The sequence below is a fragment of the Sorangium sp. So ce1036 genome, from assembly GCF_051369805.1.
Lineage (GTDB): Bacteria > Myxococcota_A > Polyangia > Polyangiales > Polyangiaceae > Sorangium > Sorangium cellulosum_F.
This window is the reverse complement of sequence record NZ_JBBMOX010000001.1, coordinates 2946096-2960722: the sequence shown is the minus strand read 5'-3', so window position 1 is coordinate 2960722 and position 14627 is coordinate 2946096. Positions and strand designations below refer to the sequence as shown.

The window sequence follows — 14627 nt, the reverse complement described above, 5'->3', positions numbered from 1 at the left end:
CCGCGCCCCGGGGATCCGGGGGTGGTGGTCGCGTTCAGGGTGCTCACCGGAGGGGCTGGAGTGCGGGCGGGCCACCAAAGAGGCCCGCCGGAGCGCAAGCCTCGGAGGTGAGCACCCCGAACGCCCCCCCCGTCGGGCGATGGCGAGGCGCGCGGCGCGGAGCTCAGGGCCTGAACGCGTCCGCGACGTCGGTCGCGCCGAAGCCTTGCTGCGTCCCGCCGCCTGGAACGTAGATCGTCGCGCCGACCGCGGCCGCGCCGGTGCCGTGGCGCGGCGTCCGCATCGGCGCGAGCACCTCCCACGCGTCGCGCGCGGTGTCGTAGGCCTCGTTGTCGTCGAAGATGCCCGAGGTCCCCGGCTCCTGGTTGCCCTCACCGCCGATGACGTAAATCGTCTCGCCGATCACGGCCGTCGCGACGCCGCCGCGCGCCGTCGGCATCGGCGCGCGCGTCGACCAGGCACCCTCCGCGAGGTCGTACGCGAACACCGTGTCCGCGACGTTGTCCTGGCCGTTCGCCCGCCCACCGAGCACGTAGAACGTCGAGCCCACGACCGCGCCGGCGACGTGATCGCGCGGCTCCGGCAGGTCCGGCAGCGCCTCCCACGCCCCGGTCGCGACGTCGTACGAGGAGAACGTGGGCACCGTGTCCTGGAAGGGGGACGACAGCGAGCGCAGCCCCCCCGCGAGGTAGATCTTCGTGCCCTTCGTGCCGACGGCGGCGCTCCCGCGCGCGGTCCCCTCGGGCATGGGATCCAGCGCGGTCCACGCGTCCGTGGCCGGGTCGTACTCGAACGCATCACCGATGGCCATCCAGGGGAAGTCGCCGATCATGCCGCCGAGCAGGTAAATCTTGCCGTTCACGGCCGCGACGTTCGCGTGATTCAGCCCCAGCGGCAGCGGCGCGGCCTCGGACCACGTGCCCGCCCGAGGATCGTAGACCTCGACGCGCCCCGTGTTCCGCTGGTCGGCGTCGAGGCCGGCGATGACATAGACCTTGCCGTCGAGCGCGACGACGCTGTGCTCCTGGCGCGGGCCGACCGCGATCGGGGCGAGATCGCGCCAGCCCTCGCGGGCGCCGCTATCCATGCCCTCGCCGGAGGCCGCGCTGCTCTCGCCCACGCTCGACCCATCGTCGACGCAGGCCGCCGTGGCCAGGGAGAGGCAGAGAGAGATGCAGAGGGGCGTGATGAATCGCATGGGTGTTCTTTCCTTCCGGTGTTCGGTCCAGTGAGCCCGTGGTGGCGGCGCGACGTCGCGCGTCCGTCGCGCACGACGGCATGTGGAGGAGCGGCGCGCGGCCCGCGCAGCCCGCCTCGCCCGGCGCCAGGATCGCGATCGCTGCGCCAGGCCGACGATCGGCGTCCAGCGCCGCCTTCATGAGGCCTTGTCTCCGTGGTGCCGCAGGGCCGTGGACCCCGCGGCAGCCGGGAGATCGCGCCGCGCGGCTCGCGTCACGCGACGGCGTGTCGCGCCACGCGGCGGCCTCGCGTCGACACGGCAGAGCGTAACGTCGGCGCCGACGGCGGTCCACGCCGCGCCGCGCCTGGATCGCTGTTACTATGTATCGACCGCGTCGATAGCCTGGTCGGGGAGCGGGCGCGGCGCCCCGGCGTGGAGCTCGCGGCAGCTCTCGGCGATGCACCTGCGGAGCCAGACGTGCGCGGGATCCTTCTGCCGCGTCGCGCTGAACAGGCACGAGAACGAGAAGGGCGGGACGGCGAGCGGCGGCTCGAACACGCGGAGGCGCAGGAGCGGCGCGGTGGCGCGGACGAAGCTGCGCGGCAGCGTCGCGATCAGGTCCGTCTGCGCGACGACGAACAGGGCCGCCGAGAAGTGCGGCATCCGGAGCACGACGCGCCGGCGGTGTCCGAGGCGCGCGAGCTCGTCGTCCAGGGGGCTCCCGGGCAGCTCATAGGGCGCGACGAGGACGTGCCCGGCGGCGGCGTACGCGTCGAGCGTGACGCTCTCCCCGATGCGGGGGTGGTCGCGGCGCGCGATGCACGCGAACGGCTCCTCCAGCAGCCGCTGCGCGACGAGGCCGGAGAGCGGCTGGAACCTCACGCCGAGGGCCACGTCGATCTCGCCCGACTGGACCGCCCGGTCCACATCCATCCTGAAGGAGCGCAGGACGACATCGACGCCGGGCGCCTCGCGGCGGAGCCGCGCCATGAGCGGCGGCAGGATCACGATCTCGGCCCAGTCAGGGGCGGAGATCGTGAACGTCCGCTCGAGGCGCGACGGCTCCACGCCCGTCGCCTGCTCGAGGAGCTGCTCCAGCGCGTCGAGCCGCGCGCGCAGCGGCGCCGCGAGCTCCTCGGCGAAGCTCGTCGGCCGGAGCGCGGCCCCGGCGCGGACGAAGAGCGCATCGTCGAACACCTCGCGAAGCCGGCCGAGCGCGTGGCTCACGGACGACTGCGCCCGGCCAAGGCGCTTTGCCGCGACGACGGTGCTCTGGCTCCGGAGCAGCTCGTCGAGCACGACAAGCAGGTTCAGGTCCACGGACGCGAGGCGGGCGCGGCGACTCATGGCGCGAGCAGTACCTCATTTTCACCGAGGCCGGCCCCGCGCCCAGCTCGGCCCTGGGTGGGGGGGTGGTCATGACCGGCCGACGCTGACCGGAGCCGCTGTCAGCGGCTGGCCCTCACAGCCGAGCGAGCCGTCCCTCTTCGAGCAGCACCCAGGGGGCTGAAGGCGAGTACGCCTCGGTCCCGGCGATGGGCAGGCCTGGCGCATCCGTGAGCTGGTCGAGCCCCTTGTCTCGGAGCCGCATCCCACGTTCCGTGAGGCGATAGACCTCCGACAGCATCGGGTAGCCTGCGCCAGGCGGCTTCGGGCCAGGCGCACGCTCCACGGCCGCGCTTGCATCGTGGTCCGCCCAACGCTCCAGCCGGCGTGGTAAGAACAGGTCGCCTGTGCAGGAGAGCAGCTGCCACAAATCCATTCCAGATCGCAAATCACGCCCGGCCACCGCGAGAGGAGTCTGCCACTCTCCAGACAGGAGGGTCATGAGCAGCTCGTCGAATCGACTGAGACGCAGGGCCCCTTCCGCAGTCCTTCTTGGAAAGAAGGAAGAGAGGAATGCCCATAGCGGAGCGAGCTCTGGAAACCCTTCGACACCACGTACGCAGCTCCGCGCGAGCCGCCTCGGGTCCGCTGCGGTGTACTGGCTCCAGAGGCGCACGGCACGCTGGTAGCGTTCGCGCGGCCAGGGGCGCGCTCCGCTGAGCCGCGCCGGGAGGGTCCCCAGCTCGGAGGCGGAGCACCACGTCGGCACGGCAGACTCGCGCGTATCCAGCCCGCGAGATCCCTCTGTGCCAACGTCGGGTGAGACAGGCTCCCCCTGGAAATCTGTGGTGAGAGGGCGGAGAATGGACCTGACCCATGCCGAAGCCTTCCCATCTCCGATCCGTCGATCCTACCCCCACCCCAGCGGCGCAGGGCGCTGCTCCCCGCCCGAGTGGCGTCGCCGTCGAGACCCTGCCGAAGCCGGGCAAGAGGCGGAAGTTCTCGGCGGCTGAGAAGCTGCGCATCGTTCGCGCAGCGGCCGCGTGCACCGAGCGCGGGGACATCGAGGCGCTGCTGCGCCGCGAGGGCATCTACAGCTCCCTCCTGGCGGCGTGGCGCAAGCAGCTCGCCCTTCACGGCAGCGAGGCTCTCGCGGGCGCAAGCCCGGCCGCAAGCCGAAGCACGACGCGAAGGACCGGCGCATCGCCGAGCTTGCGAAGCGCTCGGCGCGGCTCGAGGAGAAGCTCGCGCTCGCTGAGAAGCTCATCGACCTCCAAAAAAAAGTCTCTGCCATTCTGGGTGTCAATCTCACGACCGACGAAGAGCGCTGATGGACGTCATCGAGGAGCTCGATGACCCGCACGTCCCCATCGCCCAGGCGTGTGCGGCGCTCGGCGTCAGCCGCGCCACGCTCTACCGGCAGACCCAGCCCGCGAAGCCGCCCGCGCTGACCGAGCCCGCTCCGAGCCCACGCCGGCTCAGCGACCCCGAACCTGATGCATCCCCTCATATAGTCCCAAGAATTTCACGGGTCACGGCGTACTCACGGAGCACCTCGCCATACGCTGTCATGAGTTGAACAAGCCGCTCTTCCCGCATGTTGGGAATGGCCGTGTACCAGTAGTGTCGGTGATCATCACGTCCCGCGTCCGATCGGTGAAGACTGCGGCCACGTGATCGCCGGCGTTCACCGTTCACCGCCCGCGCTTGCGCCGATCTGGGCCCCGCTCGCCTCCGCAGCGTAGACGTTGGGCCCGCCGAAAAGTCGAAGGCCCGAGGGCTGCCACCCTCGGGCCTTCTGGAGCTCCGCCTTGTCGGAGTCCCCCACCCTCATCACAAGCCGGGCTCCAGGTCCAGAAATCGGCGGCATGGAGCTCGTTGCCTTCGTCCACCTACCGCCTCGCCCTCTGCGCCTGCTGCCGCGTCCAGCTTCGCCTCTGCCGTCGCTGCGATCGCGGCCAGCGCCTCTGCCTCGACTGCCGCCCGCTCCGGCGTCGTGAGTCGCTCCGCCGCGCCGGCGCCGCCTATCGGACCCGGCTTCGCGCTCGCCGCCTCCATGCCGCTCGCCAGGCCCGGTACCGCGAGCGGCAGCGGGACAAGTTCTCGGCGCAGAAAGTGACGCATCACAGGGTGACGGAAGCCGCGGCCGCGTCGATGTCCCAGGTCGCGCCGGAGATCACCCCCGGCCGAAAGGACAACGATGACGATCGGATCCGAGATGTCGGCCGCTGCTCGCTCTGCGGAGCGCGGCTTCCACACTGGGCCATGCGCGAGCGGCGCGCTCGGCCAGCTCTCCACCGACGCGCTCCCCGCGTCCCACGAGGGCCACCGCGGTGACGGGAGGTGGCGGTGATCGCCAAGGAGAAGGAGGCCGAGATCCTGCGCCTCTACCACGGCGAGAAGTGGCCCGTTGGCACCATCGCCGGCCAGCTCGGGCTGCACCACACCACCGTGCAGCGCGTGCTCGGGCAAGCGGGCGTCGACCCGAAGGTCGTCGCGCCGCGCCCGTCCATGGTCGACCCGTTCGTGCCGTTCATCGTCGAGCAGCTCGGCAAGTATCCCTCGCTGCGCTCGAGTCGCCTCTTCGTCATGCTCAAGGAGCGCGGTTATCCGGGCGGTCCGGATCATCTGCGCCGGGTGATCTGCCGCCTCCGCCCCAAGAAGCCGGCCGAGGCATTCCAGCGGCTCCGCACGCTGCCCGGCGAGCAAGCGCAGGTCGACTGGGCGCACTTCGGCAAGCTGGCTATCGGCCGGGCTCGGCGACCGCTCTGGGCCTTCGTCATGGTGCTCAGTTACTCGCGGCGGATCTTCCTGCGCTTCTTCCCGGGCGCGGCGATGCCCTTCTTCGTGCGCGGGCACGTCGAGGCGTTCGCCGAGTTCGACGGTGTTCCACGCGTGCTGCTCTACGACAACCTCAAGAGCGCCGTCGTGGAGCGCCACGGCGACGCGATCCGGTTCCACCCCATGCTGCTGGATCTCTCGGCGCATTACCGCTTCGAGCCGCGCCCCGTCGCCGTCGCCCGCGGTAACGAGAAGGGCCGCGTCGAGCGCGCCATCCGCTACGTCCGCGAGGCGTTCTTCGAGGCCCGGACCTACGCCGACCTTGACGATCTCAACCGACAAGCGGCCGAGTGGACCAGCTCCGCGGCGCTCGATCGCTCCTGGGTCGAGGACCGCGCCCGCACCGTGCGCCAGGCCTTCGACGATGAGCGCAGCGTCCTCTTGCAATACCCCGACACGCCGTTTCCGGCCCACGAGCGCGTCGAGGTCGAGGTTGGAAAGACCCCCTATGCGCGCTTCGATCTCAACGACTACTCCGTCCCCCACGACCGGACGCGCCGCACGCTGGTCGTCTTCGCCGACCTCGAACAGGTGCGCATCGCCGACGGCAACGAGATCGTCGCGACCCACGCCCGTTCGTGGGATCGCGGTCAGCAGATCGAGCAGCCTGAGCACATTCAGCGCCTCGTCGATGAGAAGCGCCGCGCCCGCGAGCACCGCGGCCTCGATCGCCTTGCCCGCGCCGCCCGCAGCAGCCAGGCCTTCCTTCGCGTCATCGCCGAGCGCGGCGGCAACGTCGGCAGCGCGATCGCCCGGCTTCTGCAGATGCTCGACGCCGTCGGCGCCGCAGAGCTCGAAGAGGCCCTCGTCGAGGTGCTCGAGCGCGACACGATCCACGTCGGTGCCGTCCGCCAGGTGATCGACCGCCGCCGCTCCGAGCGCTGCCTGCCCCCTCCGGTCTCGATCCCCGTCACGCGCGGCCAGCACGCCAACGTCGTCGTCACGCCGCATTCACTCGCCACCTACGACGCCCTGAAGAAGGACTCGACGCCATGACCGACCTGACGCCCATCGAGACCAACTCCCGCCTCAAGAGACTTGGTCTCTTCGGCCTGCTCGCCTGCTTGGAAGAGCTCGCTGACAAGCCCTGGCTTCACGAGGTGCTCGCCATCGAGGAGCGCGAGCGGCACAAGCGCAGCCTCGAACGCCGCCTCAAGAACTCCCGCGTCGCCACCTTCAAGCCCATGAGCGACTTCGACTGGTCCTGGCCCAAGAAGATCGACCGCGAGGCCGTCGACGACCTGTTCGCCCCCGGCTTCGTCGCCACCGGCCACAACGCCGTGCTCGTCGGCCCCAACGGCGTCGGCAAGACCATGATCCTCAAGAACGTCGCCCACCAGGCCGTCGTCCGGGGCCACACGGTCCGCTTCTCGACCGCGAGCGACATGCTCGCCGACCTCGCCGCGCAGGAGTCCTCGGCCGCGCTCGCGCGAAGGCTGCGCCGCTACACGGTCCCCGCGCTTCTCTGCATCGATGAGGTTGGCTACCTCTCCTACGATAGCCGCTACGCCGACCTGCTCTTCGAGGTCGTCACCCGTCGCTACGAGGCGCACAGGCCGATCCTGCTCAGCACGAACAAGGCCTTCTCCGACTGGGGCCAAGTCTTCCCGCACGCCGCGTGCGTCGTCACGCTCGTCGACCGGCTCGTGCACCGCGCCGAGGTGATCGAAATCGAGGCCGAGAGCTACCGGCTCAAGGAAGCCAAGGAGCTGAGCGCCCTCCGCACCAAGCAGCGCCGCACCAAGAAGCGCTGAGCGGCCTCTTCACCGGGAAAATTCACCGGCATCGGACGCGGATTTCACCGGTGAACTTCACCGGCATCCGGCGTGGTCTCCATCGGCACCGGCTGCGGATTTCACCGGTGAACTTCACCGAATTCCCGCGGGTTACCGAGATCATCAACAAGTAGCACCCCTGGTTATAGAGCGACAAGGTTCGATGCTTCACGGTATTGGTCTTCAGGAGTCGATCGAGGCCGGCCCGTTCTCCTGCCTCCCCAAGGAGCGTCAGGAGCACGTGCGCAAAGGCAGCTATAAGCAGGAGTCGGTCGCGTCGGGCAGTGTCGCCAATATGTGTGGCGGAGAGACCCATGCCAAAATGAACGTCCTTGACGTCGCGAAACGTCTGCTCGATGCAGAAGCGACGGCCGTAGAGCTTGACCACCTGGCTCGCCGTCAGGTCGGCACGGCTGGTTGCGAGGCACCAGGGCTCCTTCATCCGCTTGTCGTGAACGAGCACGACCGCCGCGATGGCCGTCTTGTCCTGCGTGACCCGGACGTTCTTCAGCATCTTTGCCCGTCCGGTAGATGCGAGCCACTCGCCTGCAGGACGCGCGGTGTCATAAGCATCGGTGACGACGATGCACTCGCGGAACCGAATGATGTAGTCCCAGCCCAGATTGGCGAGATGTGCGTACCGCTCCTGGTCGCCGAAGCCCCGGTCCGCGAGGAGCGTTACTCGAGTTGCTTTCGGAAGGATCTCGTGCAGCCGCTCAATCACCTCGTCTTCATAGGCGTTGCGCTTGCCAGCCAACGACGACTTCTTGACCGTCTTCCAAATAAGCGGCGTTGCTCGCCCGTGACGAGTGATCAAGTGCAACGCCAGCGTGGCGTGGTCATCGACATCAAATTCCGTCCAGTCGAGAGCGACCAGCATCTCCTCTCGCGGCCCCACCACGAAGCGAACCCAAGCGTCGAACAGAAGCCATGGGGACACATTGTTGTTACTCAACAGGCGATCAACTTGTTTGGTCGCGTGCTTGGGGCTACCGTCTCTTGCCCACGCCATCCCTCGCCCGATCACGTGAATGCAAAGGGAGACGGAGTGCAGAACGCCCAGGGTTGCCAGCGACAAGGACAGCACGGTCTTGACGTGCAGGTCGACTTTCACAGCGGTGTGAAGGAACCGCTCGATGCTACTCGCGCTGAGCCCTACGCGCTCGAGTTGCCTGCGAGCCCTCATCGAATGCGACCGCTCCTCCGAGCGCGTCGTCGTCAAGTTCCCCGTCGCCTTGCCTTCCGTGCACGCGTCGACGCCCGCCGATTGCCTCATACTGATACTATTCCGGCCAGCGACTGCAGATTCTCACGTGTTCGTCGTCGGCTCACCCGAAACACCTGAGTTTCGTGGGTCCATGTAAACGATTGCCCCACATTGGCGCCCGGTGGAAGCGGTGGGCCAGCGGCGCGGGAATCGACGAATTTGCCGTATAAAATGGTGGAGTAGACCCCAGCCCGCCGTGCATGACGCACGGGCCAGCAGCCCCTCATCAAACCGTACGTGCGGATCTCCCGCATACGGCTTCCCTCGACGTTCACGTTGTACCCCTTGAAGGTGCCGGTCGGAGCGCCCGGGGGAGGTAAAACCGCTCCAGACCGTGCTGGCCATAGAGTGTTCCCCGGTGCGTGAGCGACCACGCCGGGCGACGGAGGGCGTGCTTGCGCGCCCACCATCGCGCCATGCGCTGCTGCACGAAGTAGTCGAGATCGGCAAGCGCCCGAGGGCGGACCTGTCGGAAGTAGTTCCGAGCACCCCGAATGTAGCCGTTCAGATCAGCGATCATCGCCTCTAGGCTCATCCAGGTGCGTCGTGTCCTCCGACGGATCTCGTCACGGATGCGCTTCGCGGTCTTGCCGGCAAGGTCAAAGACGTAGGGCCGATACCGCCAACGCACCTGATGGCCAAGGAAGGCGAAATCCTCCTTCCGGGCGTTCAGGATGCGCGTCTTCTCGGGATGCAGCACCAGCCCGAGTCGGCCCACGATCTTCTCCACCCACGCCATCTCTTTGTCCGGCTTACGAGGCGTGAGCACCGCAAAATCATCCGCGTACCGGATCAGTTGTCCTGCGAGTTCTCCTCGTTCGACCCGTCGCCGGAAGTTTCGATCCAAAAGGTGCAGATACAGGTTCGCCAATAGCGGCGAGATGACGCCGCCTTGCGGCGTCCCCTGTCGGTTCTGCCGCGGGTGACCGCCCTCCCGCTCCTGTACGATGGGCGCTTCGAGGAAGCGCTTGATCAGCGCCAACACCGCGCCATCGACGACACGCTCCGCAACTGCCTTCATTAGGTGGTCATGCGGAATTGTGTCGAAGTAAGCGCTGAGATCGGCGTCGATCACCCAGCCCATCCCCTGCTCCAGCGCCTCGCGCATCGCCCGCAGCGCTTGGTGGGCGCTTCGCTTCGGACGGAAGCCGTACGAATCCGGCTCGAAATCCGCCTCGAAGATCGGCTCCAGCACCAGCTTGAGCGTCGTTTGCACGATGCGGTCGCGGATGTTGGGAATGCCCAACGGCCGCTCCCCGCCGCTCAGCTTCGGGATGTACACCCGTCGGACCGGTCCCGGTCGATACATCTTCGCTTTCAGTTCATGGTGCAGCTCCTCCAGCAGCGCCGTCGCTCCGTTCGCCTCGATCATCTCGAAGGTCATGCCGTCGGGTCCTGGAGCACCTCCGTTGGCTTTCGCCAGCGCATAGGCGTGGACCAAGATGTCCGGCCGGCAGACCTTGTCGTAGAGCGCGTAGAAGCGGAACTTCGGCTCCTTCTTGGCGCGCAGGTACAGCGCCCGTTGCAGTTCCCGGATCTTTGTCGGCGTTCCTAGTGTTGCCACAATCGCCTCTCCTTCCCCGCAGGGGTCGCATCGTCGAGCAGGGCCCCTTCCCTCCGGCGGCTTTCACCGCCTTCTTCGGTACTACGAACCCTTCCGACTCCTCGCCGGCCCGACCATCTCGGCTTGCGACCTTGAATGATCCGTTGCAGTTGCCAGCCACACCGGGCGAGGTCTCCCGTGTTCAGCGCGTTCCTGTTGCGACGTGCTGCCCCTGCTACCCCGGGAGAGCGCAGCGGTGCGTTGGTCGAGCACCTTCCCGCCACGTGCTGCCTTCGCCGATTCCCCTAGCGGCTCGGCCTCTCCGTTGATTGACGAGGCTACATCTGGGTTCGCTTCGCGCTGCGGCCCGTCGCTTCGCAGCCGTGGATTGCCGCCCACAGCTTTCCGGCCCCGCTTCTGCTGGATACCTCGCGGCATCACGCAGGGGACCTGCCTACCTATCTTCTCGACTTTTGACAGGGTGAGCTCCTCTCATCTCACAAGGAACGCGCCGCTTTCACGGCGCACAGGGGATCTGTCAGGAGTTAACCTAAATGTCTGCTCGATCATCGCCTACACCTTCGTCCCATGCGTCCTCGGCGTTCGCCGAGCGGCGCGAGTTCGATCACCACGCGGCAGCGTGTCCCCCGCCCAGGGGTGCAATAGCATCGAACTGGTGGGCTTCAGGGGGTTGCTGAAGAAGTCCCGAACCCGAGGTCGTCCTCTCCGAGCCATGTCAACCTGGCGCCGGCTGGGGCAAGTGTAGTCAGGATTTGCGGCACCACCCAGCAACCCGCGAGCAACGCCTGGAGTTCGTCGACACCATGAAAATGGCGAGAGTACAACTCATCGAATCCATCGATCTCAACTAGCACCCGGAAGTCCCCGCCCGGGACGGGATCGCGCTCTGGCAACCCGATACGAACGACGATATCGTGAACGGCGCTCGACCCAGCCAGGGCCATTTGGAGCGTGCGCGTCAGCGCTCTGGGAGCTGCGTGCGTGTTCATCGGTTAGCCCTTACATTTCTTGATGCATTCAACATAGGCGTTGTTACATGCCTCCCAACATCTCCGACGAGCTGGCTTATCCTCCACAGGGAGCTTGCGACATTCCGCTTCGCAAGCTTCCGCCCTTTCTTCGCAAATTCTCCGGCAAGAGTTGCTGGACGAGTTTGTCCCCCACTCGCAAGAGCCGCAAAACTGCGCTTCGGAGCTCTTCCCGACTCCGTAGGCCATCTCGCAATAGTCCTTGGCTTCATCGAGTGATGCATGCTTGCCCTGGTACAGGGTCGTGCAGGTAGCTGCGCTTCCCCCACAGATGCTCGAACCGGCCTTCCATCTAACTGTACACGTCACCGTTTGCGAGGCACACAGATCATAGGAAGCATAGTCACCGTCGGCACTTTGCGGCTTCCGCGGCACGTTACCGAAGCCTCCTGCCCCCGTCGGGTAGATGATGCCGCCGCCGGCACCGCTCGTTTCATCGCCAGGAAGCCAGCACTCACCGACGTCGAAATTGCAAGCAACAAGACCCGCGAAAAGACTGACGAGCAGGGCCGCAAAAGCTCTATTTCGACTCTCCCCCAAATCTCCAAACAGGTCCAGCGGCGACCATCGCCACCCAGCGACCATGAAGCACACGACTATCTCCGCCAGCCCAATCCAGGTTGGCGCTCACGGATACGCCCAGGGGCTCGGAGAAGTACCAGTCGGTCTGTGCGTGACCGCCCGGAGCAACCCCCACCACTCGGTTGCAGCTCACGGGGCTGCACACTGGCATCGAGTAGATCGACACGGATGGCCCGAGGCTCGCCTTGCCCGTCTTCCAGGCGCACACGAGTGGAGATTGCGGTTCGATCGTAGATCCCGACGCGAGTGCCAGGAACGACGCTGAACATGTTATGGAGCTCGATCTGGAAATCCTTTTCTCGGCGCCAGAGCAACCCGCCGAAGGGGCTCAGCGCGAGCCTCGGGCCGGTCCCGATCTGGAACCCGCCCACGCTCACGCCACCGCTGAGCTCGAGCGCCCTTGCCGGCGCCGGAACGCCGACGAGCGCGCAGGCACAGACGCACAGCACGAGCGCCCTCGCCTGCCTCTTCGGCCCGTGGCCCATGCTCCACCCCTCATGGCCACCGTCCTCCTGCTGGAAGCCGGCGTCAACCGGTAATCCAGGGCCCAATTATGTCCACGCTGTCACCGCGCCTACGGCGCGCCGTGCGCTGGCCCGGAGGGGCTCCAATCCGTGCTTATGAGCATCGGCCTGGGTTCGTTGGTCTCCGTGTGACCTCCGTGTGCCCCGACGTCAGGGCACGAGACGCCACGAGAGGGCATGAGAGGGTACGGGAGGAATCGACCCCTCGATGGCCTCTGACGCCGCTCCGACGCGTCCGACGCGGCGTCAGCCGTATCTCTCGCGCGGGCTGGTCATCGGCTCAGCTCCGGGTTCGATTCTCGGCGCCTCCACTCAGAAGACACGGTGAGCGCCGTGTCTTCTGCTTTTTAACGGCCGCCGAGAGCACCGCCGGAAGCGTCTCCGAATCGTCCGGCCGACCAGAGATCGCGGGGTCAGCGTCCATGATCGGCAGGTTGACGCCGCCCTCACCCCCCCTCGAACGCCGCGCAAACCCCCGCCCGATCCCATCATCCTGCTCCCCCACCCCGCGCGGCGCCCCCCTCTCCCGGCGCCTACCGGATCGACGCAGAGCCAGGGTCAGCCCAGGCGGCGCGGGACACGCGCCCAGGGCGCGCGGGCGTGCGCCGAGGGTGGACGGTTTCACGCCCCGCCGCGCCGGACCGGGTTAACATGCGCCCGTCATGCCTTGCGCCCCCGTCCGCCATCGCTGGTCCGCGCGCCGCGCCGGCCTCGCGGACCGCGCCGGCCTCGCCGGCGAGGCGGCGCGCCGCGCGGCCCGATCCGGGGGTGAGCTCCGCCGATGACCCGGGTCAACGTGGAGGGGCCGCGGCCCGACGCGCTGATAGGCCACGTCCTGCGCGGCAAATGGCGCCTCGATCGCCTGCTCGGCGCCGGCGGAATGGCGGCGGTCTACGCGGGCACGCACCGCAACGGGATGCGCGGCGCGGTGAAGATCCTCCGCCGCGAGCTGTCGGAGAACGAGGAGGCGCGCTCGCGGTTCCTGCGCGAGGGCTACGTCGCCAACCGGGTGGATCACCCGGGCATCGTCCGGGTGCTCGACGACGACGTGACCGAGGACGGCGCGGTGTTCCTGGTGATGGAGCTGCTCGAGGGCGAGACGGTCGAGGCGCGCCGCGCGCGCGCGCCGGGCGGGGTGCTCGGCGTCTCCGAGGTGCTCGCCATCGCGGACGAGCTGCTCGACGTGCTCGCCGTGGCGCACGAGCGCGGGATCGTGCACCGCGACCTCAAGCCCGACAACCTGTTCCTCACGCGGCAGGGGCAGCTCAAGGTGCTCGACTTCGGCATCGCGCGGCTGAACGAGCTCTCCGGCCCGACGAACGCCTCGACGCGCGCCGGCACCCTGATGGGCACGCCGCAGTACATGCCGCCGGAGCAGGCGAAGGGGCAGTGGGACCGGGTCGACGCGCGCACCGATCTCTGGGCCGTCGGGAGCACGATGTTCCACCTGCTCTCCGGGCGGTACGTGCACCAGGCCGAGACGCTCCCGCTCCTCCTGCTCGCGGCGATGACGCAGCCGGCGCCGCCGGTGGGCAGCGTCCTGCCCGCCGCCCCCGCGGCGGTCGCCGGCGTCATCGACGTGGCGCTCGCGTTCGATCCGGAGAGGCGCTGGCCGAGCGCGCGCGCGATGCAGCGCGCGCTGCGCCAGGCGCGCGGCGGCGCGGGGCTCGACCCGGGCCCGGGCTCGCGCCCGGAGCTCGCGCATGCGCCGATGCTCTCGGAGCCCGCGCACGCGCCGATGCTCTCCGACGCTGCGCGCGCGCCGATGCTCTCCGACGCTGCGCGCGCGCCGATGCTCTCCGACGCTGCGCGCGCGCCGATGCTCTCCGACGCTGCGCGCGCGCCGGTGCAGGCGCGAGGCCCGGGGAGCGGGCCGCGGGGCACGGAGTTCACCGCGGCGGGCACGGCCAGCGGCGGCACGGTCTCGCCGATCGTCCCGGAGCGCCCGGCCAGCGCGCCGCGCCCGGCGCCGCGCGCGGCGGCCACGGTCGCGCTCGTCGCCGGCGCCGGCGTGCTGGTCGTGGCCGCCCTCGGGGCGGTCGCGTGGTGGCACAGCGCGGGCGCCGCCGCGGACGCGCCGGACCTGTCGGGCGCCTCCGCGGCGCAGGCCGAGCCGGGCCCGCCCGCGGCGCTCGCGACGGCGACGGGGGCGGCGGATCCCGCGGCGCCCTCCGGCGCGGGCGCGCCGGAAGCGCCCCCGGCCCCGGCGGCCCCGGAGATCGCGCCGTCCGCGCCGGCGCCCGCGATCACGCCGGCGACGGCGCCCGCTTCGCCGGCGAGCGCCTCCGCGTCCACCGCGAGGCCCGCCGCCGGGGCCAGGCCGACCGCGCCTGCCGCGACGGCCGCCAGGGCGCCTGCCTCCACCGCCAGGGCGCCTGCCTCCACCGCCAGGGCGCCTGCCTCCACCGCCAGGGCGCCTGCCGCGACCGCCAAGGCACCTGCCCCCACCGCCAAGGCGCCCGCCGCGACCGCGGTGAAGGCGCCACCCGCGCCGACGCCCGCGGCGGACCCGTACAGCCGGAGATACTGAGGTCGCACCG

The 14627-nt window shown here is 68.9% G+C and carries 11 protein-coding genes; 4 read left to right on the top strand and 7 right to left on the bottom strand.

Annotation, left to right across the window (positions count from 1 at the left end; all coding sequences use genetic code 11):
* Positions 1-163: 163 nt before the first annotated feature.
* From WMF31_RS11430 to WMF31_RS11420, 3 genes are all read right to left on the bottom strand, one after another.
* The gene (locus WMF31_RS11430) at positions 164-1198 is read right to left on the bottom strand and encodes a Kelch repeat-containing protein (RefSeq protein ID WP_436601965.1); all 1035 of its coding nucleotides are present in this window, start codon (positions 1196-1198) and stop codon (positions 164-166) included.
* A gap of 360 nt (positions 1199-1558) precedes the next feature.
* Positions 1559-2527, bottom strand: coding sequence for a LysR family transcriptional regulator (locus WMF31_RS11425; protein WP_436601964.1), 969 nt, complete (start codon positions 2525-2527; stop codon positions 1559-1561).
* A gap of 115 nt (positions 2528-2642) precedes the next feature.
* A complete protein-coding gene (locus WMF31_RS11420; RefSeq protein ID WP_436601963.1) occupies positions 2643-2771 on the bottom strand; it encodes a hypothetical protein in 129 nt (42 codons plus the stop codon).
* Between the two features lie 611 nt (positions 2772-3382).
* Here WMF31_RS11420 and WMF31_RS11415 point away from each other — a divergent pair.
* Complete coding sequence (locus WMF31_RS11415) at positions 3383-3862, top strand: transposase (protein WP_436601962.1); 480 nt, start codon at positions 3383-3385, stop codon at positions 3860-3862.
* A 477-nt stretch (positions 3863-4339) separates the two neighbouring features.
* Here the strand turns inward: WMF31_RS11415 and WMF31_RS11410 are convergent, their stop codons facing one another.
* The gene (locus tag WMF31_RS11410) at positions 4340-4630 is read right to left on the bottom strand and encodes a hypothetical protein (RefSeq protein WP_436601510.1); all 291 of its coding nucleotides are present in this window, start codon (positions 4628-4630) and stop codon (positions 4340-4342) included.
* A gap of 225 nt (positions 4631-4855) precedes the next feature.
* On the opposite strand from WMF31_RS11410, the gene istA reads away from it, so the two are divergent.
* Together istA and WMF31_RS11400 are read left to right on the top strand one after the other, a co-directional pair.
* Entirely contained in the window at positions 4856-6343 is a 1488-nt protein-coding gene (gene istA / locus WMF31_RS11405) for an IS21 family transposase (protein WP_436600151.1), read from the top strand.
* A complete protein-coding gene (locus tag WMF31_RS11400; protein WP_436601961.1) occupies positions 6340-7101 on the top strand; it encodes an ATP-binding protein in 762 nt (253 codons plus the stop codon). The genes istA and WMF31_RS11400 overlap by 4 nt, the downstream gene beginning before the upstream one ends.
* 22 nt (positions 7102-7123) lie before the next feature.
* Here WMF31_RS11400 and WMF31_RS11395 read toward each other — a convergent pair whose 3' ends face one another.
* From WMF31_RS11395 to WMF31_RS11385, 3 genes are all read right to left on the bottom strand, one after another.
* Complete coding sequence (locus tag WMF31_RS11395; RefSeq protein ID WP_436601960.1) at positions 7124-8236, bottom strand: IS4 family transposase; 1113 nt, start codon at positions 8234-8236, stop codon at positions 7124-7126.
* 424 nt (positions 8237-8660) lie between these two features.
* Positions 8661-9953 carry a group II intron reverse transcriptase/maturase gene (gene ltrA / locus WMF31_RS11390; protein WP_436601959.1) on the bottom strand — a complete coding sequence of 431 codons (1293 nt, stop codon included), beginning with the start codon at positions 9951-9953 and terminating at the stop codon, positions 8661-8663.
* Between the two features lie 662 nt (positions 9954-10615).
* On the bottom strand, positions 10616-10942 hold the full coding sequence (locus WMF31_RS11385; protein ID WP_436601958.1) for a DUF6968 family protein: 327 nt from the start codon (positions 10940-10942) through the stop codon (positions 10616-10618).
* A 1926-nt stretch (positions 10943-12868) separates the two neighbouring features.
* Between WMF31_RS11385 and WMF31_RS11380 the strand changes: the two genes are divergently transcribed.
* A complete protein-coding gene (locus WMF31_RS11380) occupies positions 12869-14617 on the top strand; it encodes a serine/threonine-protein kinase (RefSeq protein WP_436601957.1) in 1749 nt (582 codons plus the stop codon).
* Positions 14618-14627 lie beyond the last annotated feature (10 nt).

What these genes read in the sequence shown, in the direction of transcription:
- WMF31_RS11430 (WP_436601965.1), bottom strand. Translation starts at nt 1,198, where the DNA reads ATGCGATTCATCACGCCCCTCTGCATCTCTCTCTGCCTCTCCCTGGCC.
- WMF31_RS11400 (WP_436601961.1), top strand. Translation starts at nt 6,340, where the DNA reads ATGACCGACCTGACGCCCATCGAGACCAACTCCCGCCTCAAGAGACTT.
- WMF31_RS11415 (WP_436601962.1), top strand. Translation starts at nt 3,383, where the DNA reads ATGCCGAAGCCTTCCCATCTCCGATCCGTCGATCCTACCCCCACCCCA.
- WMF31_RS11385 (WP_436601958.1), bottom strand. Translation starts at nt 10,942, where the DNA reads ATGAACACGCACGCAGCTCCCAGAGCGCTGACGCGCACGCTCCAAATG.
- WMF31_RS11420 (WP_436601963.1), bottom strand. Translation starts at nt 2,771, where the DNA reads ATGCGGCTCCGAGACAAGGGGCTCGACCAGCTCACGGATGCGCCAGGC.
- WMF31_RS11425 (WP_436601964.1), bottom strand. Translation starts at nt 2,527, where the DNA reads ATGAGTCGCCGCGCCCGCCTCGCGTCCGTGGACCTGAACCTGCTTGTC.
- WMF31_RS11380 (WP_436601957.1), top strand. Translation starts at nt 12,869, where the DNA reads ATGACCCGGGTCAACGTGGAGGGGCCGCGGCCCGACGCGCTGATAGGC.
- WMF31_RS11410 (WP_436601510.1), bottom strand. Translation starts at nt 4,630, where the DNA reads ATGCGTCACTTTCTGCGCCGAGAACTTGTCCCGCTGCCGCTCGCGGTA.